General features: G+C 52.3%; 22 protein-coding genes and 2 pseudogenes. 16 read left to right on the forward strand and 8 right to left on the reverse strand.

Annotation, left to right across the window (positions count from 1 at the left end; genetic code table 11):
- Positions 1–90 precede the first annotated feature (90 nt).
- The 5 genes and pseudogenes from AB6731_RS04655 (at position 91) to AB6731_RS04675 (ending at position 5203) form a co-directional block, all read left to right on the forward strand.
- Positions 91–1641, forward strand: a complete 1551-nt coding sequence (locus AB6731_RS04655; protein WP_371005944.1) for a methyl-accepting chemotaxis protein — start codon at positions 91–93, stop codon at positions 1639–1641.
- A 77-nt stretch (positions 1642–1718) separates the two neighbouring features.
- Positions 1719–2270: pseudogene (locus AB6731_RS04660) on the forward strand (replication endonuclease); the annotation flags it as partial.
- A gap of 258 nt (positions 2271–2528) precedes the next feature.
- Entirely contained in the window at positions 2529–3500 is a 972-nt protein-coding gene (locus AB6731_RS04665; protein WP_371005945.1) for an AAA family ATPase, read from the forward strand.
- 27 nt (positions 3501–3527) lie between these two features.
- Positions 3528–4088, forward strand: a complete 561-nt coding sequence (locus tag AB6731_RS04670; RefSeq protein ID WP_371005946.1) for a DUF3696 domain-containing protein — start codon at positions 3528–3530, stop codon at positions 4086–4088.
- Complete coding sequence (locus AB6731_RS04675; protein ID WP_371005947.1) at positions 4088–5203, forward strand: hypothetical protein; 1116 nt, start codon at positions 4088–4090, stop codon at positions 5201–5203. Before AB6731_RS04670 ends, AB6731_RS04675 begins: the two co-directional genes overlap by 1 nt.
- Positions 5204–5366: 163 nt before the next feature.
- On the opposite strand, the pseudogene AB6731_RS04680 reads toward AB6731_RS04675, so the two are convergent.
- Positions 5367–5458 (reverse strand): annotated as a pseudogene (locus tag AB6731_RS04680) (capsid portal protein); the annotation flags it as partial.
- Positions 5459–5805: 347 nt separating this feature from the next.
- On the opposite strand from AB6731_RS04680, the gene AB6731_RS04685 reads away from it, so the two are divergent.
- From AB6731_RS04685 to dsbG, 8 genes are all read left to right on the forward strand, one after another.
- Positions 5806–6477: a hypothetical protein gene (locus AB6731_RS04685; RefSeq protein WP_371005948.1), complete on the forward strand. Its 672-nt coding sequence runs from the start codon at positions 5806–5808 to the stop codon at positions 6475–6477.
- Between the two features lie 11 nt (positions 6478–6488).
- Positions 6489–6917 (forward strand): hypothetical protein, encoded by a 429-nt coding sequence (locus AB6731_RS04690; RefSeq protein ID WP_040017536.1) that lies wholly within the window; start codon positions 6489–6491, stop codon positions 6915–6917.
- A gap of 277 nt (positions 6918–7194) precedes the next feature.
- Positions 7195–7614, forward strand: a complete 420-nt coding sequence (locus tag AB6731_RS04695) for a hypothetical protein (RefSeq protein WP_371005949.1) — start codon at positions 7195–7197, stop codon at positions 7612–7614.
- A 5-nt stretch (positions 7615–7619) separates the two neighbouring features.
- On the forward strand, positions 7620–8180 hold the full coding sequence (locus tag AB6731_RS04700) for an RNA polymerase sigma factor (protein ID WP_371006132.1): 561 nt from the start codon (positions 7620–7622) through the stop codon (positions 8178–8180).
- A gap of 87 nt (positions 8181–8267) precedes the next feature.
- A complete protein-coding gene (locus AB6731_RS04705) occupies positions 8268–8639 on the forward strand; it encodes a hypothetical protein (protein ID WP_040017533.1) in 372 nt (123 codons plus the stop codon).
- A 47-nt stretch (positions 8640–8686) separates the two neighbouring features.
- On the forward strand, positions 8687–10720 hold the full coding sequence (locus tag AB6731_RS04710; RefSeq protein WP_371005950.1) for a protein-disulfide reductase DsbD family protein: 2034 nt from the start codon (positions 8687–8689) through the stop codon (positions 10718–10720).
- A gap of 7 nt (positions 10721–10727) precedes the next feature.
- The gene (locus AB6731_RS04715; RefSeq protein WP_284962789.1) at positions 10728–11339 is read left to right on the forward strand and encodes a DsbA family protein; all 612 of its coding nucleotides are present in this window, start codon (positions 10728–10730) and stop codon (positions 11337–11339) included.
- A 42-nt stretch (positions 11340–11381) separates the two neighbouring features.
- On the forward strand, positions 11382–12140 hold the full coding sequence (gene dsbG / locus AB6731_RS04720; RefSeq protein WP_307370682.1) for a thiol:disulfide interchange protein DsbG: 759 nt from the start codon (positions 11382–11384) through the stop codon (positions 12138–12140).
- Between the two features lie 46 nt (positions 12141–12186).
- Here the strand turns inward: dsbG and AB6731_RS04725 are convergent, their stop codons facing one another.
- The 3 genes from AB6731_RS04725 to AB6731_RS04735 all read right to left on the reverse strand — a co-directional run bounded on the left by AB6731_RS04725 (position 12187) and on the right by AB6731_RS04735 (position 15418).
- On the reverse strand, positions 12187–13479 hold the full coding sequence (locus AB6731_RS04725) for a glycoside hydrolase family 10 protein (RefSeq protein ID WP_025204161.1): 1293 nt from the start codon (positions 13477–13479) through the stop codon (positions 12187–12189).
- 7 nt (positions 13480–13486) lie between these two features.
- Positions 13487–13774, reverse strand: coding sequence for a VF530 family DNA-binding protein (locus AB6731_RS04730; protein WP_014170105.1), 288 nt, complete (start codon positions 13772–13774; stop codon positions 13487–13489).
- 153 nt (positions 13775–13927) lie between these two features.
- Positions 13928–15418, reverse strand: coding sequence for a UbiD family decarboxylase (locus AB6731_RS04735; protein ID WP_020884113.1), 1491 nt, complete (start codon positions 15416–15418; stop codon positions 13928–13930).
- Between the two features lie 115 nt (positions 15419–15533).
- On the opposite strand from AB6731_RS04735, the gene AB6731_RS04740 reads away from it, so the two are divergent.
- Positions 15534–16418, forward strand: a complete 885-nt coding sequence (locus AB6731_RS04740; protein ID WP_221709411.1) for a LysR substrate-binding domain-containing protein — start codon at positions 15534–15536, stop codon at positions 16416–16418.
- Here the strand turns inward: AB6731_RS04740 and AB6731_RS04745 are convergent.
- The 4 genes from AB6731_RS04745 to AB6731_RS04760 all read right to left on the reverse strand — a co-directional run bounded on the left by AB6731_RS04745 (position 16409) and on the right by AB6731_RS04760 (position 19912).
- Positions 16409–17320, reverse strand: coding sequence for a LysR family transcriptional regulator (locus AB6731_RS04745; RefSeq protein WP_063214438.1), 912 nt, complete (start codon positions 17318–17320; stop codon positions 16409–16411). The two genes, AB6731_RS04740 and AB6731_RS04745, sit on opposite strands and share 10 nt — an antisense overlap.
- Positions 17321–17333: 13 nt before the next feature.
- Entirely contained in the window at positions 17334–18320 is a 987-nt protein-coding gene (locus tag AB6731_RS04750) for an MBL fold metallo-hydrolase (RefSeq protein WP_014170098.1), read from the reverse strand.
- Positions 18321–18462: 142 nt separating this feature from the next.
- Positions 18463–19206, reverse strand: coding sequence for a 5'-nucleotidase, lipoprotein e(P4) family (locus AB6731_RS04755; protein ID WP_371005951.1), 744 nt, complete (start codon positions 19204–19206; stop codon positions 18463–18465).
- 178 nt (positions 19207–19384) lie between these two features.
- Positions 19385–19912: a GNAT family N-acetyltransferase gene (locus AB6731_RS04760; RefSeq protein WP_020884118.1), complete on the reverse strand. Its 528-nt coding sequence runs from the start codon at positions 19910–19912 to the stop codon at positions 19385–19387.
- Positions 19913–20044: 132 nt separating this feature from the next.
- On the opposite strand from AB6731_RS04760, the gene treZ reads away from it, so the two are divergent.
- Together treZ and treY are read left to right on the forward strand one after the other, a co-directional pair.
- On the forward strand, positions 20045–21832 hold the full coding sequence (treZ, locus tag AB6731_RS04765) for a malto-oligosyltrehalose trehalohydrolase (RefSeq protein WP_371005952.1): 1788 nt from the start codon (positions 20045–20047) through the stop codon (positions 21830–21832).
- Entirely contained in the window at positions 21829–24297 is a 2469-nt protein-coding gene (gene treY / locus AB6731_RS04770) for a malto-oligosyltrehalose synthase (protein WP_371005953.1), read from the forward strand. The genes treZ and treY overlap by 4 nt, the downstream gene beginning before the upstream one ends.
- The last annotated feature ends 3 nt before the right edge of the window (positions 24298–24300 follow it).

The raw sequence follows: 24300 nt of genomic DNA on the forward strand, positions 1-24300 counted from the left end.
TGCTGAAGGGAAACGTTAATAACTTTAATTAATTTAAGTTTTGGATCGGCCGATAACGATAGGGAATGTTTATTCTTGAGGTATCGGTCCATGTCGTTAAAAAAATCATCCCTGATTGTCCTTTTTGCTCTGCTTTTCTTCTTTGTCGTCAGCACCATTACCAGCGTTGGCCTCATCATTAAAAGTAATAATTCCCTGGATAATGTGAACAAAGAAATCCAGGTTGTGCTGTCGATCATTGACCCCATCAACCACAGCCGTACCTTGCGCGTCAGGGTGATGGAGTACGTGAAGATGGTGGAAGCGGGGAACTCGGCTGATGAGTCAGCGAAACTTTCCGCAGTTAAAGAGGCCCTCACAAAAGCGGATCACGCCTTTGCGGCGTTTATGGCGTCTCCGCGCCTGTCGGATGAAGCGCCGCTGGTGAGCGCGTATCAGGATGCCTGGCAAAACTACCGTAACCAGGGGCTGGCACCGCTGATTGACGCCGCCGCTGCGCGCGATGTCGCAAAGTTTAATGCGCTTATCCCGGAGGTGTCCCGCCTCGACCGTCAGTATGAAATCGTTCTCGACCAGGTCCTTGCCGTTCACCAGAAATATGCCAAAACCCTGAACGAGGATGCGAGCAGTAATTTCATCTCCGGTCTGGCGATCATTGCGGCGATTGCTTTCCTGTTTGTTATCGTGATTGTTGCCGTCAGCCTGCTGATGAAGCGCTTTGTTTTCGCGCCGGTCAACCTGGCACGCGAGCACTGCAGCCAGATCGCCGCCGGTAAACTGGACATTCCAGTGCCGGTAAAAGGCACCTCCGGCAATGAAATCGATCACCTGATGGGCTCAATGGAGCAGATGCGCCAGGCGCTTCTGTCGACTATCGCCCAGGTGCGTGATGCGAGCCATACCGTCACCCACGCCGCACAGGAAATTGCTTCCGGGAATATCGATCTGGCTTCACGCACCGAGCAGCAAGCCTCCGCGTTAACCCAGACGGCGGCCAGTATGGAAGAGCTGAGCGCGACCGTGGCGAATAACACCGATAACGTTCACCAGGCAGGAAAACTGGTGCAGGACGCGGTGAACAATGCGCACACCGGTGAGGCCGTGACCCGCGAAGTGATCGAAACAATGAATACCATCGCGGCGAACTCTAAGCGCATCGAGGACATCACCAGCGTCATCAACAGCATTGCTTTCCAGACCAACATTCTGGCGCTCAACGCCGCGGTTGAAGCAGCACGCGCCGGCACACAAGGACGCGGCTTCGCCGTGGTGGCCAGTGAAGTGCGCACTCTTGCGCAGAAAAGCGCGGTTGCCGCGAAAGACATTGAAAGCCTGATTGCCCAGTCGGTTTCCAGCGTCAAAAACGGCGCTGAACTGGTGAACCGTTCAGGCGAGGTCATTGATTCTATTATCAGTTCCGTGAATAAAGTGAATACGTTGATGGAGCAGATCTCCGTGGCATCTGAAGAGCAGAGCCGTGGTATCAGCCAGGTCGGACAGGCGGTGACTGAGATGGATGGCGTGACCCAGCAGAACGCCGCGCTGGTTCAGCAGTCCGCCGCAGCCGCCGCTTCCCTGGAAGAGCAGGCGCAGCAGCTCTCAAGGAGTATTTCGAGCTTTAGTTTGCCGGCGCAGGCGTGATTGATAATGAGAGGCTCCTGAGGGAGCCTTTTTAATGTCTGGCGTAGCTGGAAATCTGCGGAAGCACTCCTACGAGGGAAAACGTTGTGGGCATCTACGGCCAGCATTTAGCTCTGAGCTGGTACAAATTATCCGAGTAGCCGAATGGTGTATCGTTCCACAGTTTTTGGTTGTTGAGCCTTTGACTTTAAAAAGCGGCATGGCCGCGCCTCGGAATCCTGTCAATAACTGTGGAAAACTCTCCGGGGATGGCGATCCGGTTATGACCCCTACATCGTCTGAGCAAGCCGCAGCGGTGTTGAATATCGTTGATGACGGAGTTATCGCCTGGGATGAGCCGGACGTCGTGAAAGTGCTTAACGGCGCGTTAAAATATGGTTCGCCGCGCAAAAATCGCCAGCAAAGAAGCGATACACCGCTAAAAACGAACGAGGGGGCCATCAACCAAGATGACGAAACCCGAAAGGGATCGCGTCTCAAAAAATCGTTTCGATTTGGATCACTAAGGGATTCCCCCGGAATGGTGAGAGCTCGATGCGCTGGCGCGTGGAGCAACGGTGATTTATGGCGATAAAAAATTCAAATACGCGGCCGCTGACGGGTGGCTGGGATTTTCAATGCAAGAATAGTGAAGTAAATGACCAAAATCTATGATTTATCATTTTTTTAGCTGCGGATGCATCAGGTGAATGAGTTTGCATTCGTTTTTTATTCCAGCATTTGCTAGCCAGCGCTGGCGCGGCTCGGGGTTTCTGAGGAACCTGCATTAAAAGCAACCCGTTAAGCTGGCAGGCGGGGCGGGGAAAGCATTGCGCGATAGAACTAAAAGCCATATATTAATTCATAAGTTTAAGTGCACCGTGAATTTTACTTAGGGATGGATGAAAATGATTAACGGCATTGGTCTGCAAAATTTTAGAAGCTTTGTGGATAAAACATTTATTGATCTCAAACCTATCACTGTATTTGTCGGAAAAAACAGTAGCGGCAAGAGTTCATTATTACGTACGTTCCCTCTACTACGTCAATCTGTTGAAGAAAATACCACAGGCCCTATCCTTTGGTATGGACGTTTTGTAGATTTTGGTGACTTTACAGATGTATTGTCTCGAAACTCAGAGAATAAAGAAATTAGTTTTAGTTTTTCGCTTTCTGTCCCGCCAGAAATTTCGCAAAGATACGCTTATTATCGATTTAATGATTCTGCCAAAACGGATACAAACATTGAAACTGAGTTAACAGTTTATTCTAAGGATAAAAAAACCAAGACAAAGAATATAAAATTGATTTTGGATGATGGTATCATAACAATATCTCTTGACGACAATAGCAATGTGAAGTTGCAAATAGAATCTAAAGGAAGAATTTTAGAGCGTGAAGGCATTGTTGCTAGAAATCTTGGCCAATTCATCCCTAGCCTGCATTCCAAGGGTAAAGAGGATTCGACAGTAACGTCGCCTACTTTCTTTTCGATAAGGCATCCTCGAGGTGATAGGGCTCTAGAGTTATCATTTATTGACGCAGCATCTAAATCGATAAGGCATTTTTTCCATATAAATTCAGATGTTAGTCAGATTACTGAATCGTTTAAAAAAATCGGATTCGTGCCAAAAAAACATGCACATTCGCTTTTGAAATTCCTCTTCAAAGAACAAAAGATATTCACTAAGAATCTCAAAGAGCATAAAGATGATATTATGGATGAGCTATATCCTTTTGTAATTGCTTGGAATATAAATAATATCATTGATATAATTAACACATCCTTGGCAGATTCATTTAGAAATGTGAAATATATTGCACCACTGCGTGCAACTTCAGAACGATTCTATCGCTTTCAGGATTTACAGGTAAATTAAATAGATCATACTGGGTCTAATTTAGCGATGCTCCTCAATTCACTAAGGCCAACAGACAAAGCAAAATTTGAAGAGTGGACCAAGACTAACTTTGACTTTATTATTAAAGTCGAGCAATCGGGGTCTCATTTCGCTATTCTAGTTAATACTGGTGACAATGCTGAAAACTATAATATAAGTGATATGGGGTTTGGTTATTCTCAAGTGCTACCTATCGTTGCTGCTATTTGGCTTGAAACGGAACGTAGAGCTAGTAGTCCGAGAAGACCTATTACGTTTATCATTGAGCAACCAGAACTTCACTTACATCCATCATATCAGCATAATTTGGCGAAGATATTTGCAAAAGTTGTTACTAAAGCAAAAGAGAATAAAATTGATCTAAAAATAATTTTTGAAACACATAGTCAAACAATGATTGAAGCTTTAGGTGAGTGCATCGAAGGTGAGGTGGGATTATCAGAAGATGATGTTTCGGTTTTAGTCTTTGAGAAAAACTCAAAGCAGCAGACCATCGTCAAAAAAACCTACTTCAACGAAGATGGTTACCTCCAGAACTGGCCCGTAGGTTTCTTTTCAGGTAGATAATGATGTTGATTAAAATTGAAAATGCGACTAAAGAGGATGTCCTCAATAAAGATTATATAATTTCAATTGAGAATATACTCCGTTCATTTGCTGAAGAAAAGCATTTGCTAATTGCACAAAGGGCTTTTTTTAAGAATATAATTGAAGCTCAAGGTGATGTTTATAGTACATCTTCTAAACATTTTGCTTCTGAAGCTTTATCTGGGTTGCTGGAGTACCACTCGATCATCAATCAAGTATCTTTTTATGTTTCTATAGATTTTTCAATCCGTGATAATTCATTTAGTTGGGTTGATTTGGGTGTGCGGTATAAGTTTGTCTGTGGCCCTTTATTCTTCAGTGACTCATCCCAACTACAGAAAACCAAAATAGTTTGTGAAAATCCTTTAGATTCTGATTTTTTTAAGATAGTTGCAAGTTTCTATGCTCGAAAAGAGTCATTGTCAGGATGTTCAATTAATTTCATTGCGTTAAATGGTGGCGGTGGGAGTACAAAGGATGTTTTTGACCGGACCATACAAAATAACGAAATTGCATTTTGCATAGTTGATAATGATAAGAAGCACCCTAGAGCTCCATTCGGAGGGACTAGTGCTCACTTTATCAAATCCAAAATAAATAAGTCAGGTTTAGTAGAAGTTTTAGATGTGCATGAAATTGAGTCGCTGGTACCTTTTGAGACAATTGAAAAAGTACTATCTGATTTGAACTTGCTAGGTAAAAAACAAGAGTCGCTAGAGTTTTTTAAAAAAATATGCTCAATCGATGAGTCGGCAAAATTTTATTTTGATCATAAGAAAGGATTTGATTTAAAAACTGCTCTGGAACTTGATAATGCTCATGGGGATTATTGGCGCCCAATATTGAAAAAACTTAACGATGATATTCACTGTGATTGCATTGACTCCAAAAAATGTGATTGTAAGCCGTCATGTTTGACATATGATGGGTTCGGTGACGGTTTGCTCAGCAATACATTAAAACATATTAATCAAGGTAGTTTAAGGAGGTATAATCCTCTTTTGAGTCCAAAACTATATGATAAATGGTATGCATTGGGTAAGAACTTCTTTAGCTGGAGTTGCGGGCCTTGTAAAAAGTCGAGGCTGAGTTGAAGTTAAAGGCGGTGAGGGGGGGGGAACCCTCACCGTAAATTATTTCTGGTAACGATTGGAGTAGTTAATCTTTGAATTTTCTAAAATGAATATTGCGTGGATTTAACAATGCAATCCCAGTCTGTTGATTTATTTATTTATTTATTTATTTATTTATCTCTTATAGTGTGCATAATTCATTGCGTACAAAAACTTTGAGGCTTTCACTATATCCCCAAACCCACCTGAATTATCTTGAATTATTCCCATCATTTGATGGCGATACATTGTAAGCATCCCGAATAATTGTGCCATTCATATTTAGAGAACATCCGGCATAATCAATCTGCCAACGAGATACAATCGACGGTGTATTTCTTGGTCAACCCCCGGACGACCTCGGCCTGTTCGGCAAATCTCATACCTTTCCACTGATAACGCTGGTCGACAGTAAGTTGCCGTAGGTGCTGAAGAAATTTGCTTTCAGTACTGGCGAGGTTGAACAACGCTCCCAACGAGGCGTTAGCGTTAAATGCGACTTAAGCTCGAGTCATGAAAAGTGGAATGAAACGAAAACGTCAATTATGATGACCACAAGATTAAGTCAAAAGGAAATCATGCTAATGACTGTTGGATTGGCTACAGACGAGCCCGGACGCTACTACACCTTCCAGTCGAATTTACCCTCCGGTGAATACTTCCAGTTTCGACCTCGCAATCCTCCACTGAATTCTAAGCCTATCGTAGATGATGAGAGTGGCATGTGTATTGGCTACTCCGTCGCTCAGGCGCCCGGTTTATGGCAGATATATGATGCTGATGGTGTGTTCATCAGACTGGAAGAAACGCCATTAGAAGCCCCTCTGATTGATCCAACTGACCTCGCTTTAATTGCCTTTGGCGCATTTCGTCTTTTCCGCGCAGGTAAAGCATTACTGGAGAGTGGTGTCAATACCGCCGTAACTGTGAGACTCAGCGAGGCTACCATCAGTCTCTTGCGTGGACGCCTGAAAATGGGCTTATCTGCACAGTCTCTTAAAATGACTGAAACCCCTGCTAAACATATGCTTAATCCCGGGCGCTATGTTCCTTTGCAACTTCAGGAAAAAGTTATTCGCTACGGAAAAAGAACTCCTGACCCTCAAAAGGTTCCTGGGCTTTTTCGTTACGAATCAGAAATATATAAACTCGTAGAGAATCGGGCAGAAAAGGGCACCTATATTTATAAAAAATACACACTAGAGGTGTTGGTGCGTGAAAAAGACTGGACAATAACTCACTTTCTATACAAGTGATGGAGCTGAATATGATTGAAATAATTAGCGACAGGAAAGTACTTCGGATTACCCCCTTTGAGCGGGAAAATACACCCGAAGCCCCAGCGTATGACTGGATACAAACTTATGTAGAGTATGAGCTACCAGAGCTTAAGGCTCAATATAAGGCTTCTTTTAATGTCGGTGAACTTAGAGCTTTAAAAGATAAGCTCAAAAATTTACATGCGAATTTAGTTAATGGCGTTAAAGCGCAGGACGTGGTTTTTGATAGCACGGAGAACCAGTTAAACCTGATATTTTCACCCTCATCTGTTGGTCGGGGGGTGCTTTTGACATTAACTCTCAGACCGGAAAACCCTGCCGAAAGTGTAGTTGTTAACGATAGTCTTGGGCTGGATGAAAGTTACTTTCCTGCACTACTTTTAGGGCTGGACGAAATCATTAATTGGGCAAATTAATTTTCAATGTTAGTTGTGCATGCATCAGGTGCACGAGTTTGCAGATACTTTTACGCCGTTTTTGCTGCCCCCCCAGTGTCACTCAGGGGGGGCCTGGTTGATGCCCGGCTAACTTGCAAAATTGTATTTCGTAAGCCGGGTAAGCGTAGTCTCACCCGGCAAAAAACGCGTTTCCACAAGCCTCAAGAAATTTCCCATTTCCCCAGCAATATTTCCCCGCCTCATCCGTCTACCTCATCACAAGCCATAATCAATCACTGTAAATGAGGTAAACACCATGAGAGATTTCGATATGCACGGAAGAGGGCACGAACGCGGGTTTGGCCGCCACCGTATGGGTAAAGGGCTGGTGATAGGCGCGGTAATCGTCCTTGTACTGGGACTGGTGGTCATGACCCTGTGGAATGCTTTACTCCCGGCTATTCTTGGCGTGAAAGCCATCGGTTTCTGGCAGGCGCTGGGAATTCTGGTATTAAGCCGGATCCTGTTCGGCGGACTGGGTTTCCGCCCGGGGATGTTCGGCGCACACCGTCGTATGCACGAACGCTGGATGAACATGACCCCCGAACAGCGTGAGGCGTTTATTCAGCAGCGTCGCGAAGGCTTTGGTCGCCATGGTCGCGGGCATTGCGGCTGGCACGGTCATCGCGAAGATAAACGCGACGACAGCGCGCCGAAAACGCCGGAAGCAGAGTGAGCGAGATGAAAACCGGGCTGGCGGGAGAGTCATTGCTGATGTCGGCGCTTAATGCCTGCCGCGCCCGGCTGAAAGCCTTTATCCGCGGACGAACGTCCGTGCGCGATGATGCCGACGATATTTTGCAGGAAGTCACCTATCAGCTGATGAAAGTGGAGCAGCCGGTTGAAAACGTCGCCGCCTGGCTGTTTCGCGCGGCACGTAATGAGATGACCGACCGGGCGCGGAAAAAACGTGAGGTCTCTTTTTCAGGATATTTTACCGGGGATGATGATGAGGACTTCCCCGAAGATGAACTGGCGGAAACCCTGTTCGGTGTCCCGCATACGCCGGAGGAGGAGTACCTCAAAACGCTGCTGTGGGAAGAACTGGGCCAGGCGCTGTCTGAACTTCCGCTGCTTCAGCGCGAGGTTTTTGAAAAAACGGAGCTCCAGGGCTACAGCATTAAAATGCTGGCAGAGGAAACCGGGGCCAGCGAGCAGGCGCTGTTATCGCGTAAGCACAAGGCGGTGCTTTTCCTGCGCACGCGACTGCGGGACGTCTATGATGCGTTGACCGGTGACTAACGCCGACAGACAAAACCTTACATTGTCAGGACTTGTAGATTCATCACTATCGTTTATGATCGGGGCGTCTGGTAAATTTGGAACGTTATGCGCAACCGTCAGCTTCTGGGAAAATGGCTTTTGATAATCACGTGTCTGGCGATGGCTATTTGCCTGGTGCAGCGTGCGGTTTATCTCAACCATTTTTTGCAGGGACTGGATCCGCAAACGACCCTGATTGCTGATGCCCCGGCTCAAACCAGCGACGCTGAGCCGTCCGGGCCATCGCCGTGTCAGTTAGGCGCACACTCGCTGCTTTGTGCTCAGCCTCTGTTCTTTGATGGTGCGCTACCGGCGATTATCATCTTCTTCGCGCTACTTCAGTTGTTTACGCAAGGGCGGGCATGCGTTCCGAGAGAACAGCCCGTTCAGGCACCGCCTCCCCGAATACACCTCAAAAACTGCGTTTTCCGTGAATGAAAATCATCGTCACCACACGATAATTTTCACTATTCACGGAGTAAAACATGTTTAACCTCTTCAGGGGATTCGTCTTCCTGTGGCTGTCCTGCATCGGCATTGTCCATGCGGCGGATACAGGCTGGCTGGTTTCCCCGCAAAACGATCATGCCCGGATCCGCGTTCAGGCGGAAAGGGAGCAAAACCGCATCCTCGCGCTGCTCATCGTTGAGCTGCAGCCCGGCTGGAAAACCTACTGGCGTTCACCCGGCGAGGGCGGCGTAGCCCCGAAAATCACCTGGCCTGCTGGCGTAACAGATGACTGGCACTGGCCGGTGCCTTCGCGCTTTGATATCTCCGGGATGACCACCCAGGGCTATCACGATAAGGTCATCATCCCCATCACCCTCGACGGTGCGGCGGGGGATGCGCTCGACGGGACGCTTACCCTTTCCACGTGCAGCAATGTCTGTCTGCTGACGGACTATAAGCTGCACCTTGATTTTAACCAGCCGGTGGATGAGGGATTCAGCCACGCGTTTGAACGCGCGATGCAGGCCATTCCCGCGACATCTGGCGTGTCCGCAGACCTGTCAGCCTGGTTATCAGACGACAAGCTGATCATTACGGGAACCACACAAGGCCAATGGGACAAGCCAGGGATCTATTTTGACCCGCTGGAAGGCGACATTCTTCCCGGTGAACCGACCCTCAAAGCCGACGGCAATCAGCTTCGGGTAACGGTGCCCGTGACCGATGAGTGGGGAGATAAACCCACTTCGCTGCAGGGAAAAGCACTGTCGTTTGTGCTCACCAATGGCGATAAAGCGCAGCAAACCGTGATGACCGTCGGGGCAACGCCCGCGGAACCGTCAGCGGCGGGCGTGTCTGAGGGAACCGGCAAAATGGTGCTCTTTGCGCTATTGGGCGGGTTGATCCTGAACCTGATGCCTTGCGTGCTGCCGGTGATGGGCATGAAGCTCAACAGCGTGCTCCATGCGGGCTCAGACAGACGGATGATCAGGCTCCGTTTTCTGGCAACCAGTGCCGGGATCCTGGTCTCCTTTATGCTGCTGGCCGCAATGGTGACCGCGCTTAAGCTGACCGGTGCCTCGCTGGGCTGGGGTATTCAGTTCCAGAATCCGTGGTTTATTGGCCTGATGGTCGCGGTGACCTTCCTCTTCGCACTCAATCTGTTCGGGGCGTTTGAGATGCTGCTGCCTTCTGCCGCCGCAGGACGGCTGGCAACGGCAGGGGGAACGGGGCTTGCCGGCAGTTTCTGCGAAGGGATGTTTGCCACGCTGCTGGCCACACCATGTTCTGCGCCGTTCCTCGGCACGGCGGTGGCCTTTGCCCTTGGCGCACCACTGCATTCGCTGTGGCTTATCTTCCTGATGCTCGGCGTGGGGATGAGTTTGCCGTGGTTGTTCGTTGCGCTGGTTCCAAAAACCGCCATGCTGCTGCCAAAACCCGGTCGCTGGATGAACGGCCTGAAAATTATTCTTGGCCTGATGATGCTGGCTTCCAGCCTGTGGCTGGTGACGTTGCTTAGCCCGCATCTGGGTGAGGCGGTGAGCCAGAGCGTGATGTTAGTGCTTATCGTCGTCGCTATCGCACTGCTTGCGATGACCGGGCAGAAAACCTCGCCGCTGTTCTGGTGCGTGGTGATCGCGCTGTCAGCCTTTGGCGGATACCAGCTGCGCGGATTGCTTACCTCACCGCCTGTAACCCCCACCGCAAGCGTCGCTCAGGCAATCCCGTGGCAACCGCTAAGTGAAGATGCTATTCAGGGTGCCCTTGCGCAGGGCAAACGGGTCTTCGTGGATATCTCCGCGGACTGGTGTGTTACCTGCAAGGTAAATGAGCATCGGGTGTTGAATCAGCCTGACGTTATTGCCGCACTTAGCCAGCCGGACGTGGTGGCGCTGCGTGGCGACTGGAGCAAGCCTTCAGCGTTTATCGCCGAATTCCTTGAAAAGCGAAACCGTTACGCCATCCCGTTTAATGAGGTGTACGGCCCGGGCTTCCCTGAGGGGGAGATGCTTTCGCCGCTGCTGGATAAAGACACGCTTATTGCCACCCTGAACAACGCTAAAGGCTAAATGTATTATGAAAAGAATCCTTATTACGCTTCTGCTACTGTTGACCTCAGCGCAGGTGATGGCGGCGCAGACCATGACGCCGGAACAGGAGCAACGTGCACAGAAGATGGTTTATGACTTTCTGTTTAACGACCCGGACTCGCCGCGCATTGGCGCTAAGGCTCCGAAGCTCACCCTGGTGGTCTTTACGGATTACAACTGCCCGTACTGCAAGAAATTCGATCCTTACCTGGAAAAGATCGTCGAAAAACACCCGGATGTGGCGGTGGTATTTAAGTTTTTGCCTTTCCGGTCGGAAAGTTCACTGACCTCAGCACGCGATGCCTTAACCGTCTGGCGCGCGCATCCTGAGCAATTTATGAAATTTAACCATACCCTGATGGCCAAAAAGGGATATCACGATGACGCCAGCATTCAGGAGGCGCAAAAACGGGCCGGGGTGAACGTCACAACGCCTGATGATGAGAGCCTGGTGACGATCAAACGCAGCCTGATCATCGCCGAAAAGATGGGTATCCAGGGAACACCGGCCACGCTGATTGGCGAAGGGTTACTCCCGGGCTGGGTTCCTTTTGAGCAGTTCGATGAAATGGTCAGTGACGCACTGAAAAATCGTTAACGTGAAGGGGGCGGTTCGCCCCCGATGATCCCGGAGCGGAAAATGAAAAAATTACTGTTACTGTCGGTGCTGGCAACGTCAGGGCTGGCGCAGGCCGCTGAAGCGATACCGGATGTGGTGAAGCTCTTCAGCGAGCAGCAGAATATCAAAATCATTAAGAAAATTGATGCGCCAGGGGGCGCGCCGGCCTGGCTGGGGCAGTATCAGGATATGGGCGTTACGCTGTTTTTAACCCCTGATGGCAAGCACGTAATTTCTGGCTATCTGTACGATGAAAAAGGAAAAAACCTGAGCGAAGGCTATTTCCAGAAAGAGATCTACGCCCCGATGGGACGCGAAATGTGGAAGCAACTGAACGCGGCGCATCCCCTGAAAGAGGGGCCGGATAACGCTCCGCGCAAAGTCTTCGTCTTCGCCGATCCGTTCTGCCCGTACTGTAAGCAATTCTGGTCCGAGGCGCAGCCGTGGGTGAAAGCGGGCAAGGTGCAGCTTAATACGCTGCTGGTGGCGTTTCTCAACCCCAACAGTGGGCGTAATGCCTCCGCTATCCTGAATGCGAAAGATCCCGTTTCGGCCTGGCGTGATTACGAGCTTTCAGGCGGGAAAAAATTGCCAAAACCGCAGGGCGCTGCATCCCGTGAAACCGTCGACATACTGCAAAAACACCAGACGTTAATGGACAACCTGGGCGCGAACGCCACGCCCGCCATTTATTATCTGAATGCCGATAATGAGCTTCAGCAGGTGGTCGGCATGCCGGATGAGAAACAGCTTGAGGCGATGTTTGGGCCGAAGCCGTAGTAAAAAAACAGGCAGAAACAGGGGGTTTCTGCCTGATGTTGACCGGTCAGCTACCCCAGCGTCCGCGCAGGTAGCTGACGGCTTCCTGCGTCTGCGGCTGGTTAAGATAATCTTCGCGGAACAGGATCGTGCCATTCACGTTGGGCAGTGAATCGTTGAGATCGAGCTGTTTTTTCAGCTCCGGCACGCCGCCCTGAACCGTCCAGTCCGGCTCATTTTTCGACGGTTCGCCTACCTTGTAGAACGCAATGCCAATATACAGGCGGGTATGCGTCGGTTTCACCACCTCTGCCCACCATTTCGTCAGCACGTCATAGCGCGCCGCATCCCGGGAGAAAGGCCAGTATATTTGTGGCGCGATATAGTCCAGCAGACCCTGCTGCACCCACTGACGCGTGTCGGCGTAGGATTCATCGTAGGCTGCGGCACCGCGCGTGTCTGAACCGGCCGGGTCGAATGAGCGGTTACGCCATACGCCAGCCGGGCTGACACCAAACTCCACGCCAGGTTTCGTCTGCTTAATGGCCCGGGAGACCTGCACAATCAGCTGCTGCGTATTGTGGCGGCGCCAGTCTGCTTTAGAGGCAAATCCCTGACCGTATTGTCTGAAAGTCTGCGCGTCATTGAGCGCGGATCCCGGTGATTCGGTATAGAAATAGTCGTCAAACTGCACGCCATCAATGGGATAGTGCGCAACCACTTCGGTGACCACCTGCGTTATCCAGTCACGCACTTGCGGAATGCCGGGGTCGAGTACAAAACGATCGCCGGCAATACGAATCCATTCCGGGTGCTGGACATAAACGCTGGAAGGCTGCAATGACGACGTGCGGTTCAGCGCGGCAATGGTCGACGGTTTGGTATTGGTTGAAACGCGGTAAGGGTTGAACCAGGCATGGACTTTCATGCCGCGCTTGTGCGCTTCATCGAGCATAAACTGCAGCGGATCGTAGCCCGGGTACTCGCCGATATTGCCGGTGAGCATATCTGACCACGGCAGAATTTTAGACGACCAGAGCGCCGTGCTGTCCGGTTTGACCTGGAAAAACACGGTATTGATACCGAGGTGCTTAAGCTTGTCGAGCTTGTTCGTCAGGGCCTGTTTTTGCATCGCGATACGGTCTTGCGCATCGCGGCCATTCACTGAGGCCACCGGGGGCCAGTCCAGGCGTGAGACGGTTGCCAGCCAGATCCCACGCATCGGCTCGTTAGCCTGCTGGGTCGGTTTGCTCGCGGTCGGGAGAGGCGTTACCAGTGATTTTGGTGGTTTTGAGGAGCAACTAACAAGTAAAAGTGCACAGGCAGTCAGCGCACCAATCCGTTTTACATGTCGCGTCATTTGCGTTTTAGCTCTTGGTTATCCGACTGTTAGCCCAGGGGTTAAAGGCGGGTTCGTCCGGTTCTGCGATCCCCTCATCATTCAGGGAATCAAGATACAGGGCTTCAACTTCTGCGCGAGCCCAGGGCGTGCGGCGCAGAAATTTCAGGCTCGATTTAACGCTTGGGTCTTTTCTGAAACAGTTAATTTTGATTCGATCGCCCAACTCACTCCAGCCATATCGTGCAACCAGGGCATTGACCTGCATCTCCAGCGTTACGCCATGTAAAGGGTCTTTAGAAAGGTGTGCAGTCATAAGCGTCCGGATGTCTCAGTTCTTGTGGGGTTGGGGTTAACGACGAAAGGGTACAAGAAAGCAGGGGAAGCGGCAATTTCCCTTTTTGCCTGCGATGAAAAACAGAAGAGCGTATGACCCGAAAGCCATACGCTCTTCTGTATCGCGAACGCGCTAGTCGTGTTTTGTGTCAAACAAATCTGGTGCCCACGGACGTGGGTCAACCTCCATAAACGGCGCGCGTTCGAAGCGGTCCTTCAGCGCCCACGGTACCGTGCAATCGAAGATGGTCTTACAGGAAATGCCATTTCCGCGAATCGACGTGCTGTAATCCGGCGACTGCGACGGATCCAGCTGGTGGCCGCGGATCCCTGGAATAGTGGTGATGCTGACATCTCCCTGCATGCGGGTGGTCATCGCCCACAGGATGTCGTCACTGTCGAAAATATCCACGTCTTCGTCGACAAGAATGATGTTTTTCAGCTCGGAATAGGTCGCGAGTGCGATAAGCGCCGCCTGTCCCTGACGTCCTTCATCGGATGGCTGGCGTTTTTTCACCTGCAGAATGCCGAGGAACTTACCGCCGCCCGCGGTATGCGCATAGACATTTTGCAGGAAGCCCGGAATGGCCTCTTCAACGGCATTGCGGATGCTGGCCTCCGTTGGCAGGCCAGCGAGCGTGGTGTGCTCTTCACCTGGCCCCACCAGCGTTTGCAGAATTGCCTGGTGACGAAGGGTGACGGCTTTCACTTTGATGACGGGCAAAGAAGGGTTTGCCTCGCCGCAGTAGCCCGGAAATTCCGGCATCGCATGGCCACTGTTGGTGTGCTGATCTTCTCTAACGCGCACCCCTGGCAGCAGTTCGCCTTCGATAATGATTTCAGCCCGCGCGATCGCTTTCTCTTTTACCGCCACGCCCTGCACCAGTTCGACCGGTTTCTGACGCAGCGCCCCGGCAACGCCCAGTTCGTTATAACCAAACGGCGTCGTGGGCGCTTCAAAGCAGGCACCGATATAAATCGCCGGGTCGAGCCCCATGTTGATCGTCACCGGCAGCGGTTTTCCGGCTGCTTCAGCCTTTTTACGAAAGACCTCAATGTGGCGCCCCGCGGCCAGGAACATGGAAAGCTCATCGCGCTCCTGAACGCAGAGACGGTGAATCGTGACGTCAGTCAGCGAACTGTCTTCCGGATCGCTTGCCAGTACCAGCCCCAGACAGAAGAACGGGCCAGCATCAATCGGCGTGTTGGTCGGGGCCGGAAGCAGTTTACGCAGATCAAAATCAGGATCGTCAGCGTAGAATACCTGCTCCTGGCAAGGGGCCTGCGATGCCGGGACAACAACCGGCGCGATCGGGTTTTTCACGGCCTGACCGACGTGCTGCGCGAGCGTCGAGGGTTCACATCCCAGAAGGAGTGCCGCTCTTTCCCGGCTGGCGTGCATGCCCACCAGGATACGCGAATCCGGATAACCTTTAACGTTATTGAACATCATGGCCGGGCCCGTTCGGGTAGGGCGTTTCACCGTGCCGCCCGCACCAATGTGTCGATAAACACCCGCCAGCTCCGCGTTGGGATCCACCGGATGATCCGTTTCAATATATTGTCCTTCGTGGCGTTGCAGTAACGCGATGGCACTTCTGAGATCGTTGACTGGGCTTTCCATTTTTTCCTCCCGTGTTTGCATGCCTCCATTTTTATGGCAATAGCCCATAGCATCAATTGCATCATTACTGCTATTTTGATAATAAATTTGTTATCAAAAAATCCGGGGAAGCGTTATGCAATTTCGTCAGATGCGTAATTTCATTGTCGTTGCGGAAGAGCTTCACATGCACCGGGCTGCGGAGCGCCTGAACATGGCACAACCCGCGCTGAGTCAGCAGATTAAAACGTTAGAGGAACGGTTAGGCGTTACGCTCTTTAGCCGGGCGAACCGCCGTTTAACCCTGACGCCGGCCGGTGAAGCTTTCCTGGAGAAAGCCAGGCTGGCCATCGCCCTGACGGAACAGGCGGTACTGGACGCCAGGCAAACGGCGAGGGGGGAGCAGGGGGTGTTGAATCTCGGGTGCGTATCGAGCGCCATGTTTGACACCAGGCTGCCTGCCGCGCTGCGCCAGATGCACAGTCGGTGGCCTGCCATCACCATGTCGCTAATGACGGGGAATGTGCAGACGCTCTATACCGCCGTGCAAAGCAACCAGCTGGATGTGGCCATCATTCGGGCACCGCTGCCGTCCCTGCCTGACGACCTGCAAAGCCGCCCGTTTACGTCCGAGAAAACGGTGCTGGCGCTCTCTTCACAGCATCCTCTGGCAAAATCGTCCGCGCTTACGCTCGCCTCGGTGAAAGATGAAAAATGGATCTCCCTGCGCGACCCGGAGGGAATGGGCCTCGAACAGTACTTCTATGACGTTTGTTACGGCGCAGGTTTCCAGCCTGAGGTGGTACAAAACGCCACCGACGTACCTACTGTCATCAGCCTGGTCTCTGCGGGTTTTGGCATGGCGCTACTGCCGGTCTCCGCCAGGGCAGTCAGCGTGGAGAATGTCGTGTACGTCGACATCATTGACAGGCTCAGGGAAAGCGAGCTGAAGCTGGTGTGCCACCGGATCATTCGCTCAGAGGTGTTAAAGAAATTTCTGCATACCCTCGATCACATCTGACGTCCCGCGGCCAGCAGCAGTTGCTCGCGCAGCCAGAGGCTTGCCGGATCCTGACTGTTTTTCGGGTGCCAGTACATGCTGATGGTAATCGGCTGCAGCGGCAGCGGCGGGGGAAAGATATCCAGCGTCGAGGCAAAGCGTTGCAGCATACGTTCCGGTAAGGTGCAGAGCAGGTCCGTGCTGGCGACAAGTGGAGGTGCCATGGCGTAGCTCTGCGTGGACATCACCACGTTGCGCTGATACCCCAGTCCGCCCAGGGTTTGATCCACAAAGCCGGTAAACGGGTCACCCTCTGAAGAGACCACCAGATGAGAGAGCGCGCAATAGTGCTCCAGATCCAGTGGCCCGACACCGCGGGGGTGGCCTTTTCGCTGGGCTGTTGCAAACTGGTCATCGAAAAGTTTGCGTCTGACCCAGCCGTCGTGCGCGCCGGCGCTCACACCGATATAGGCATCCACATCACCCTTTTCCAGCTGCTGTGGCAGGGTTGCCATTTCTGGCAGCGCGAATCGCAAGCGGATCCCCGGGGCATGGGCCCGGAACTGATTAAGCAGTTCGGCACCCAGCATCAGGGCCGGATTTTCATGCAGGGCAATCACAAATGTCCGCTGGCTGGTTTGCGCATCAAAGGTGGTGGGAGCAAACATCGCGTTAATGCCCCGCAATACGGTCATGACCTGCGGTCGCAGCGCTTCCGCTCTGGGCGTGGGCAACACCCCACGTCCATGTGGGGAAGGGATAAACAACGGTTCGCCAAAGAGCGAACGCAGGCGCGCCAGACGGGCGGACATCGCGGGCTGGCTGATGCCGAGCCGCGCGGCCGCATGGGTGATGTTCTGATCCTGGAGCAATGCATCCAGCGTCAGGATCAGGTCGATATCCATCTCAGCAACGGGCGTCATCGTGTTATCCGTTTTACTTTGCGCTGTGGCTGTCGCGATTGGTGTAGGTGACGGGCACCCAGGCGTAACCGCCGTGCTCGCCTTTCGTGACGTAACCGATACCCGGGAACGGCAGGTGGGGGGCTGCGACAAGGTCTCTGTTTTTCACAAAATCAGCAAAAGCATCCTGGCGGACACGTGCCGCACCATCCTGATCCTGGTCGTAGGCGATGGTCACGGCGGGCTGCGGGAACTGTACCGCCGCGACGTGGATAATATCGCCGACAAAGGTGATTTTCTCGCCTTTACTTTCCAGCGTATAGAAGGCCGATCCAGGCGTATGGCCCGGGTGAACCGTGCCGGTTATCCCGGGCAGAAGCTGCGAGGTTCCGGAAAAAGGAACCACCTTGCCGGCATCACGATACGGTTTTAAGGTTTTCTGCGCGACATCGAAGTAGTTCTGGTCGTAGCCGGTTTTTTTCTGATTATCATTGTTAAAGAAAAAGTCGATGTCAGGTTTGCCGACAAAAACGCGCGCATTGGTAAACACCGCCTTGCCATCTTTGACCAGGCCACCGGCATGATCGGAGTGCGCATGGGTCAGTAAAATCTCGGTGATGTCCTGCGGCGCGATCCCCTGCGTTGCCAGACTCTCAATCAGTCGCCCGCCGTTACCGGGGCCAAAAAGCTGGCCTGAGCCGGTATCCACCAGAATCTTGTGGCCGGGCAGAGCAATCAGAAAAGCATTAATGGACGCCTCTACCGGGTTGGTCTGGAAATTTTGTGTGAGCAACGCATCGGTCTTCTGCGGGGTCGTCCGACGAAGTAATTTGTGCAGGTCTTGCGCCACGGTACCGTCGGTAAACGAGGTCACCATAATATCGCCAACCTGCACACTGTACCCCCCGGCAGGCTGTTTAACCACGTGCTGGGGCGTTTCTGCCGAAGCCTGAAGCGCAGGGTAGAACAATAACGAACTGGAAATCAGCGTTGTCAGGGCAAGTTTTTTTACGGTCAGCATAAGGGTCTCCTTCAGAAAGAGCTCATCTTACTTCTCCGTAAAATTATATGAACCCGCCTGATAATGATAGGACCTATAAACGGGATGGATAGGTCGGGTCAAATATCGGGTGGCAGCAGTGTGCCACCCGGCAAGCCAGACGTTATTGCTTCAGCGGGGCTTTCCAGCCTTCAAGCGTGGCTTTTGACCACGAGCCATACGCGGCATTGGGGAGTACGATCCAGTCACTGCCAAAGCGATCGGCGCTGGCCTCAACCAGTTCACGCTGCGCTTCGCTCGGCTTTTTGTTTTTAAATTGCGCGGCGAAATCAGGCAGGCTGTCACCGAAGAGCATGATTATCTGCTGTTTCTTCAGGATGCTCTGGCGGCGGGCTTCTTTACTGACCGTATCGAGCAGAACGCTATCCTCTGAAACCTGCGGTAAGCCAAGGGATTTTAACGTATTGAGCGTATCTGCTTTGTTTTCCTGCATGCGGTCAGATACATAATAAATACGGACCTTACTTTGATTCACGCGATCAAGAAACGCCTTCGCGCCAGGAATTAATTCCGGTTTTCCCTGTTTTTCCCAGTCACTCCAGGTGTCCCATTTCGTGTAGTCGTGGCACTGTTCGGCATCACGCGCCAGTAACGGAGTGTTATCCAGCACCGTTTCATCAAGATCCATCACAACGGCATAGTTCTCAGGCGCAGTCAGCCCTTTTATTTTTTCGTTAAAACGCTCGGTGGCGAAACGATAGGTCTGCAGCTGAAGTGCCATGATTTCTGCCGATTTCTGTTGGTAGCGCAGCGCCATCTCATACGCTTTCGGCTCACAGATTTCGTGGTCGGCTGCCGTGGCGGTCGCGCTCAAAACAGGTAATGCCAGCAGTAATGCCTTAGCCATTGAATTCACTCTTCTTTCCTTAACGTCATTGTCAAAATCATGTAAGCGTATTGAAATTAAGTGACAGAAAAATGAAGGGATGCAGGCGAGTCATATTCTGACGCACATTCCTTTGCGCGCCGGGTGGATAATTTTCAGACAAATCGCTTTCGTCCGCCAATATCCGTTAGAGCCAGGGTCAGATCAGCATGTAATACCAGAACAGGGCGATTTCGTCTTTTTCCGGTAATGCGTTGTAGAGGAAACGATCGTATCCGCCTAACGTAAAGCCATAATGACGGTAGAACAGGCAGGCAGAAACATTCACATTCTGGGTTTCGAGCCTTAATCCAGCCGCGTTGACGCTGCGCGCCCACACGTGTGCGGCCGCCATCAATTTTTGTGCCGCGCCAGCTCTGCGTTTCGTGCGCTCAACGGCAATATAGTCAACGGCGATAAATTTATTCCAGCTCATTGACGCGGTGATAAAACCGGCAATTTCTCCCTCATCTGTTTCGGCCACAAGAAATATGGCATCCGGATTAACGCAATGATTTTCAAGGGTCTGCATATCGAGCTCATACGTTTTACGATAAGGCACGGCGACAGCGTCGATATGCAAATCACAATGTATAAAAGGCTCCCGCGCAACGTGACTGACGGTGAATGAAAAGTCACAGCATTCAAGACGTGCGAGGTCGGTATTTAATCCTTTTCGAATCTGCATGGTATTCCTTGTGGCGAATATTTTTATAAATAATAGATGAAGCCATTAAAACCGCTGGCGTAACACTCTTTTGATCCTGAACTAAGCTTGTACTTCATTCCGCGTAAAATGTGGGTCATTCGAGGACAATGAATGGAATTCAGGACATTTCAAAAACACTGGGGTGCTGAGTTTATTTCCAATGACGTTGTACGTTTTCGCGTCTGGGCAGAAGGACAGAAAGAACTTACGCTACGTCTGGCAGAAAACGACTTGCCAATGACGGCGGTCGGCAGCGGCTGGTTCCAGATTGACGTCCCCGGCGTCACGCACGGCACAGAATATCAGTATGTTTTGCAGGACGGCATGGCCGTTCCCGATCCGGCGTCGCGCGCCCAGGCTGGGGATGTTAACGGTCCCTCGGTTGTTATCGATGCCAGACGGTATCCGCCCGGCAACCGGGAGTGGGCAGGGCGTCCGTGGGAAGACACGGTCATTTACGAGCTGCACATCGGCACCTTTACCCCGGAGGGCACCTTCCGGGCCGCCATTGAAAAACTGCCTTACCTGGCTGAACTTGGCATTACCCAGATTGAAGTCATGCCCGTCTCACAGTTTGGCGGATCGCGCGGCTGGGGATATGACGGGGTATTGCTGTATGCACCGCACTCTGCCTATGGCACGCCAGAAGACTTCCACGCCTTTATCGATGCTGCGCATGGGCTTGGGCTTTCTGTCGTGCTGGATATTGTGCTTAACCACTTCGGCCCGGAAGGGAATTATCTGCCTGTGCTGTCACCCGCGTTTTTCGACGCGGAACGGATGACGCCCTGGGGCAACGGGATTGCTTACGAGACTGGGCCGGTCAGGCAATACATTACCGAAGCCCCGCTGTTCTGGCTGACGGAATACCATCTTGATGGATTACGGTTTGATGCCATCGACCAGATTGAAGACGCATCGGATAAACATATCCTGCAGGAGATTGCCGAACGCATTCGCGAGGCTATCCCCGGGCGGCAGATCCATCTCACCACCGAAGACAGCCGTAACGTTATCTTCCTGCATCCGCGCGACGCACACGGTGCGACCCCGCTTTTTACCGCGGAGTGGAACGATGACTTTCACAATGCCGCGCATGTCTTTGCCACCGGCGAAACGCATGCGTACTACCAGGATTTTGCCTTTGAACCGGAGAAAAAACTCGCCCGTGCGCTGACAGAAGGTTTTGTCTATCAGGGCGAGGTTTCTCTCCAGACCGGCAAATCGCGCGGCGTGGAATGTCACACGCAGCCGCCACAGTTTTTTGTCGATTTTATTCAAAACCACGATCAAACCGGCAACCGCGCTCAGGGAGAGAGACTGATCGCCCTTGCGGGGGCCGATAAAACACGGGTGTTGCTTGCTGCACTGCTGCTTTCGCCCCATATTCCGCTGCTGTTTATGGGGGAAGAGTTTGGTGAAACCAATCCGTTTTTGTTCTTTACCGATTTTCACGGTGAGCTTGCCAAAGCAGTGAGAGAAGGGCGCGCAAAAGAGTTTACCGGCCATGCCGGGCACGATGCGTCTGTCCCCGACCCGAATGACGTGAAGACCTTTGTTCGCTCCAAAATTGACTGGAATAAGGTCGCCACCGATGACGGCAAAACGTGGCTGCGCTTCACGCGAACGCTGCTGACGTTGCGCCATCGTCATATCGTTCCGTTACTGCGTAAGGGCGTCACGGTGGAGAGCAAAGTCATCAGGACGGCACCCGGCATGATTGCAGTGAGCTGGCGATTCCCGACCGGAACGTTGTCTCTGGCGTTCAATACCGGCAATAAGGCTGTTGATGTGCCTGCACTGACAGGAGAAACGCTCTTTAGCTGGCCGGAGGTGAACGAGGTGTTACCGCCGAACAGTATTGTTGTTCGCTTTGCTGATGGAGAAGCATCGTTATGATCCCTTCCGCGACCTACCGTATTCAGTTCCGCAACGGCATGACGTTTGACCGTGTCGTGGAACTGGTGCCGTATATGAAAGATCTCGGCATCAGCCATCTTTACGCGTCACCTGTGTTCACCGCCACGACTGGCTCTACGCACGGCTATGACGTGACCGACCCGAATGAAATTGACCCCGCCATTGGCGGACGAGAAGGATTCGACCGTATGGCGGCCGCGCTCAGGCAGGCGGGAATGGGCTTGATACTGGATATTGTGCCTAACCACATGTCGACCTCGCTGGAGAATCACTGGTGGCGAGACGTGATTGAGCATGGCAAACAGAGCCGCTACGCACGCTATTTCGATATTGACTGGTCACGGCCGCTTACGCTGCCGTTTCTGGGCGACACCTTTGAGGCGGAGCTTGAGAAGGGTGCGATCACTTTAAAACGTGACCCTGTCACGGACAAAGCCGCGCTGGTCTACTACGACACCGCCTATCCTCTTAACCCGGGGACCTTTGTGGAGGGTAAAAGCATTGCGGCGCTGCACGAGGCCCAGAGCTGGAGGCTGATGTCCTGGCGTGAAGCCCCGAAACAGCTCTCGTGGCGGCGTTTCTTCGAAATCACCGGCCTGGTGGGCGTGCGGGTTGAAGACGCGTCGGTATTTAGTGATACACACCGATTGATCCTTGAACTGGTTCATTCTGGCGTCGTTGACGGTCTGCGAATTGACCATATCGACGGTCTGGCCGATCCGCTGGGCTATCTGCAGCGTCTGCGCCAGGCAACCGGACCGGCCTGTTACATCACGGTTGAAAAAATTCTCGCCAAAGGGGAACAGCTGCCCGTCGAATGGCCAGTCTCCGGCACCACGGGATACGAGTTTATTGCCTCGCTGGCGGAAGTTCTGGTGGACGACAGCCGCCTTGACCGCCTGGAGAAAATCCATGACGACACGCTCGGGGAAACCGTTGATCGGTTTGCAGCGTTACGGGATGCCAAAGGGCTGATGACCGATCGCAATTTCGAGGGCGAATTCACTACCCTGTTAACTATCGCCACCGATCTTGCCCGACGCAATGCGGTTGAACTGCAACCCGACGAGATCCACCATGCGTTGCGCGAGTTGCTGATCGCGTTTCCGGTGTATCGGACCTACGGCACCCGTGAAGGATTAACCGCCTCTGACGTGGCGCTGCTCAATCGCGTTGTCGCAAGCGTTAACACCTCTGAAGCGGCCCTGAGCCTGATCGTATGCATTCTTACCGGCGATCTTCCTGAAAATTGCCACGACGACGCGGCACGTTTCAGAACCCGCTTCCAGCAACTCACCGGGCCACTGATGGCGAAATCCGTGGAAGATACGCTGTTCTTTCGCCATAACCTGGAGCTGGCGCTTAACGAAGTGGGGGCAGACCCGACGCCGCGCACCTTTTCGCTATCGCGTTTTCATCAGGAAATGCGCATCCGTCTTGCCCGCCAGCCTGACGCCTTACTCGGGACATCCACCCATGACACGAAGCGCGGCGAAGATGCCCGGGCACGCCTCTATACCCTGACGGAAGCGCCGGAACAGTGGGGCGAAAATCTGGCCCGCTGGCGGCAGATGAATCAAACCCACGTGCGTTTTCTGAGCGACGGTACCGCGCCGAACGCTGCCGATACCTGGATGATCTATCAGGCTCTGGCCGGCGTCTGGCCCGCCACGCTGTCACCTGACGATGTCGACGGGCTGAAATCACTCGAAGAGCGCTTCCTCGGCTTCCTGGAGAAAGCGCTGCGCGAAGCCAAACAACGCACAGACTGGATAGACAGCAACGAAAGCTATGAGAGCGTGGTGCTGAGCTATGCCCGGCATCTGCTTTCACCGGACAACACGCTGTTCCTGAAGGATTTCAGTGAGGCGATGCAGCCCTTTATCCGTGCCGGGCTGATGAACAGCCTCAGCCAGACGGTGATCAAACTTACCGCACCCGGGGTACCGGACATCTATCAGGGCTGCGAAGCGCTTAACTTTAGCCTTGTCGACCCGGATAACCGACGGGAACCGGATTTCCCCGCGCTGGTGCGCCACCTCAGCACGGCGGATGCCGGGGTGTTTGCCCGCCCGGAATGCTGGCGAGACGGGAGCGTTAAGCAATATGTCACCGCCACGCTGTTACGGCTTCGTCCGCATTATGCCGCGCTATTCCATTACGGTGACTGGCTACCGCTGAAGGTGAGCGGCGAGCGGGCGGAGAACCTGATTGTTTACGCACGCGTGAAAGACGAGGAGGCGCTGATTGTTGCCGTGCCGCGGCTGGTCTTCGACGTGACAACCCATGAAGCACTGTGGGCCAATACCACTATTGCTATACCCGATGCGCTGGCAGGAAAACGCTACCGGGATCTGTTCACCGGTGAAAGCCGGGTTCTGCAAGAGACGCTGGATGTAACGTCTGAAACGGGATGCTTAATGGTTCTGCTTACCTGCGAATGATCG

The sequence above is a fragment of the Enterobacter sp. RCC_40 genome (assembly GCF_041360735.1).
Taxonomy (GTDB): domain Bacteria; phylum Pseudomonadota; class Gammaproteobacteria; order Enterobacterales; family Enterobacteriaceae; genus Enterobacter; species Enterobacter ludwigii.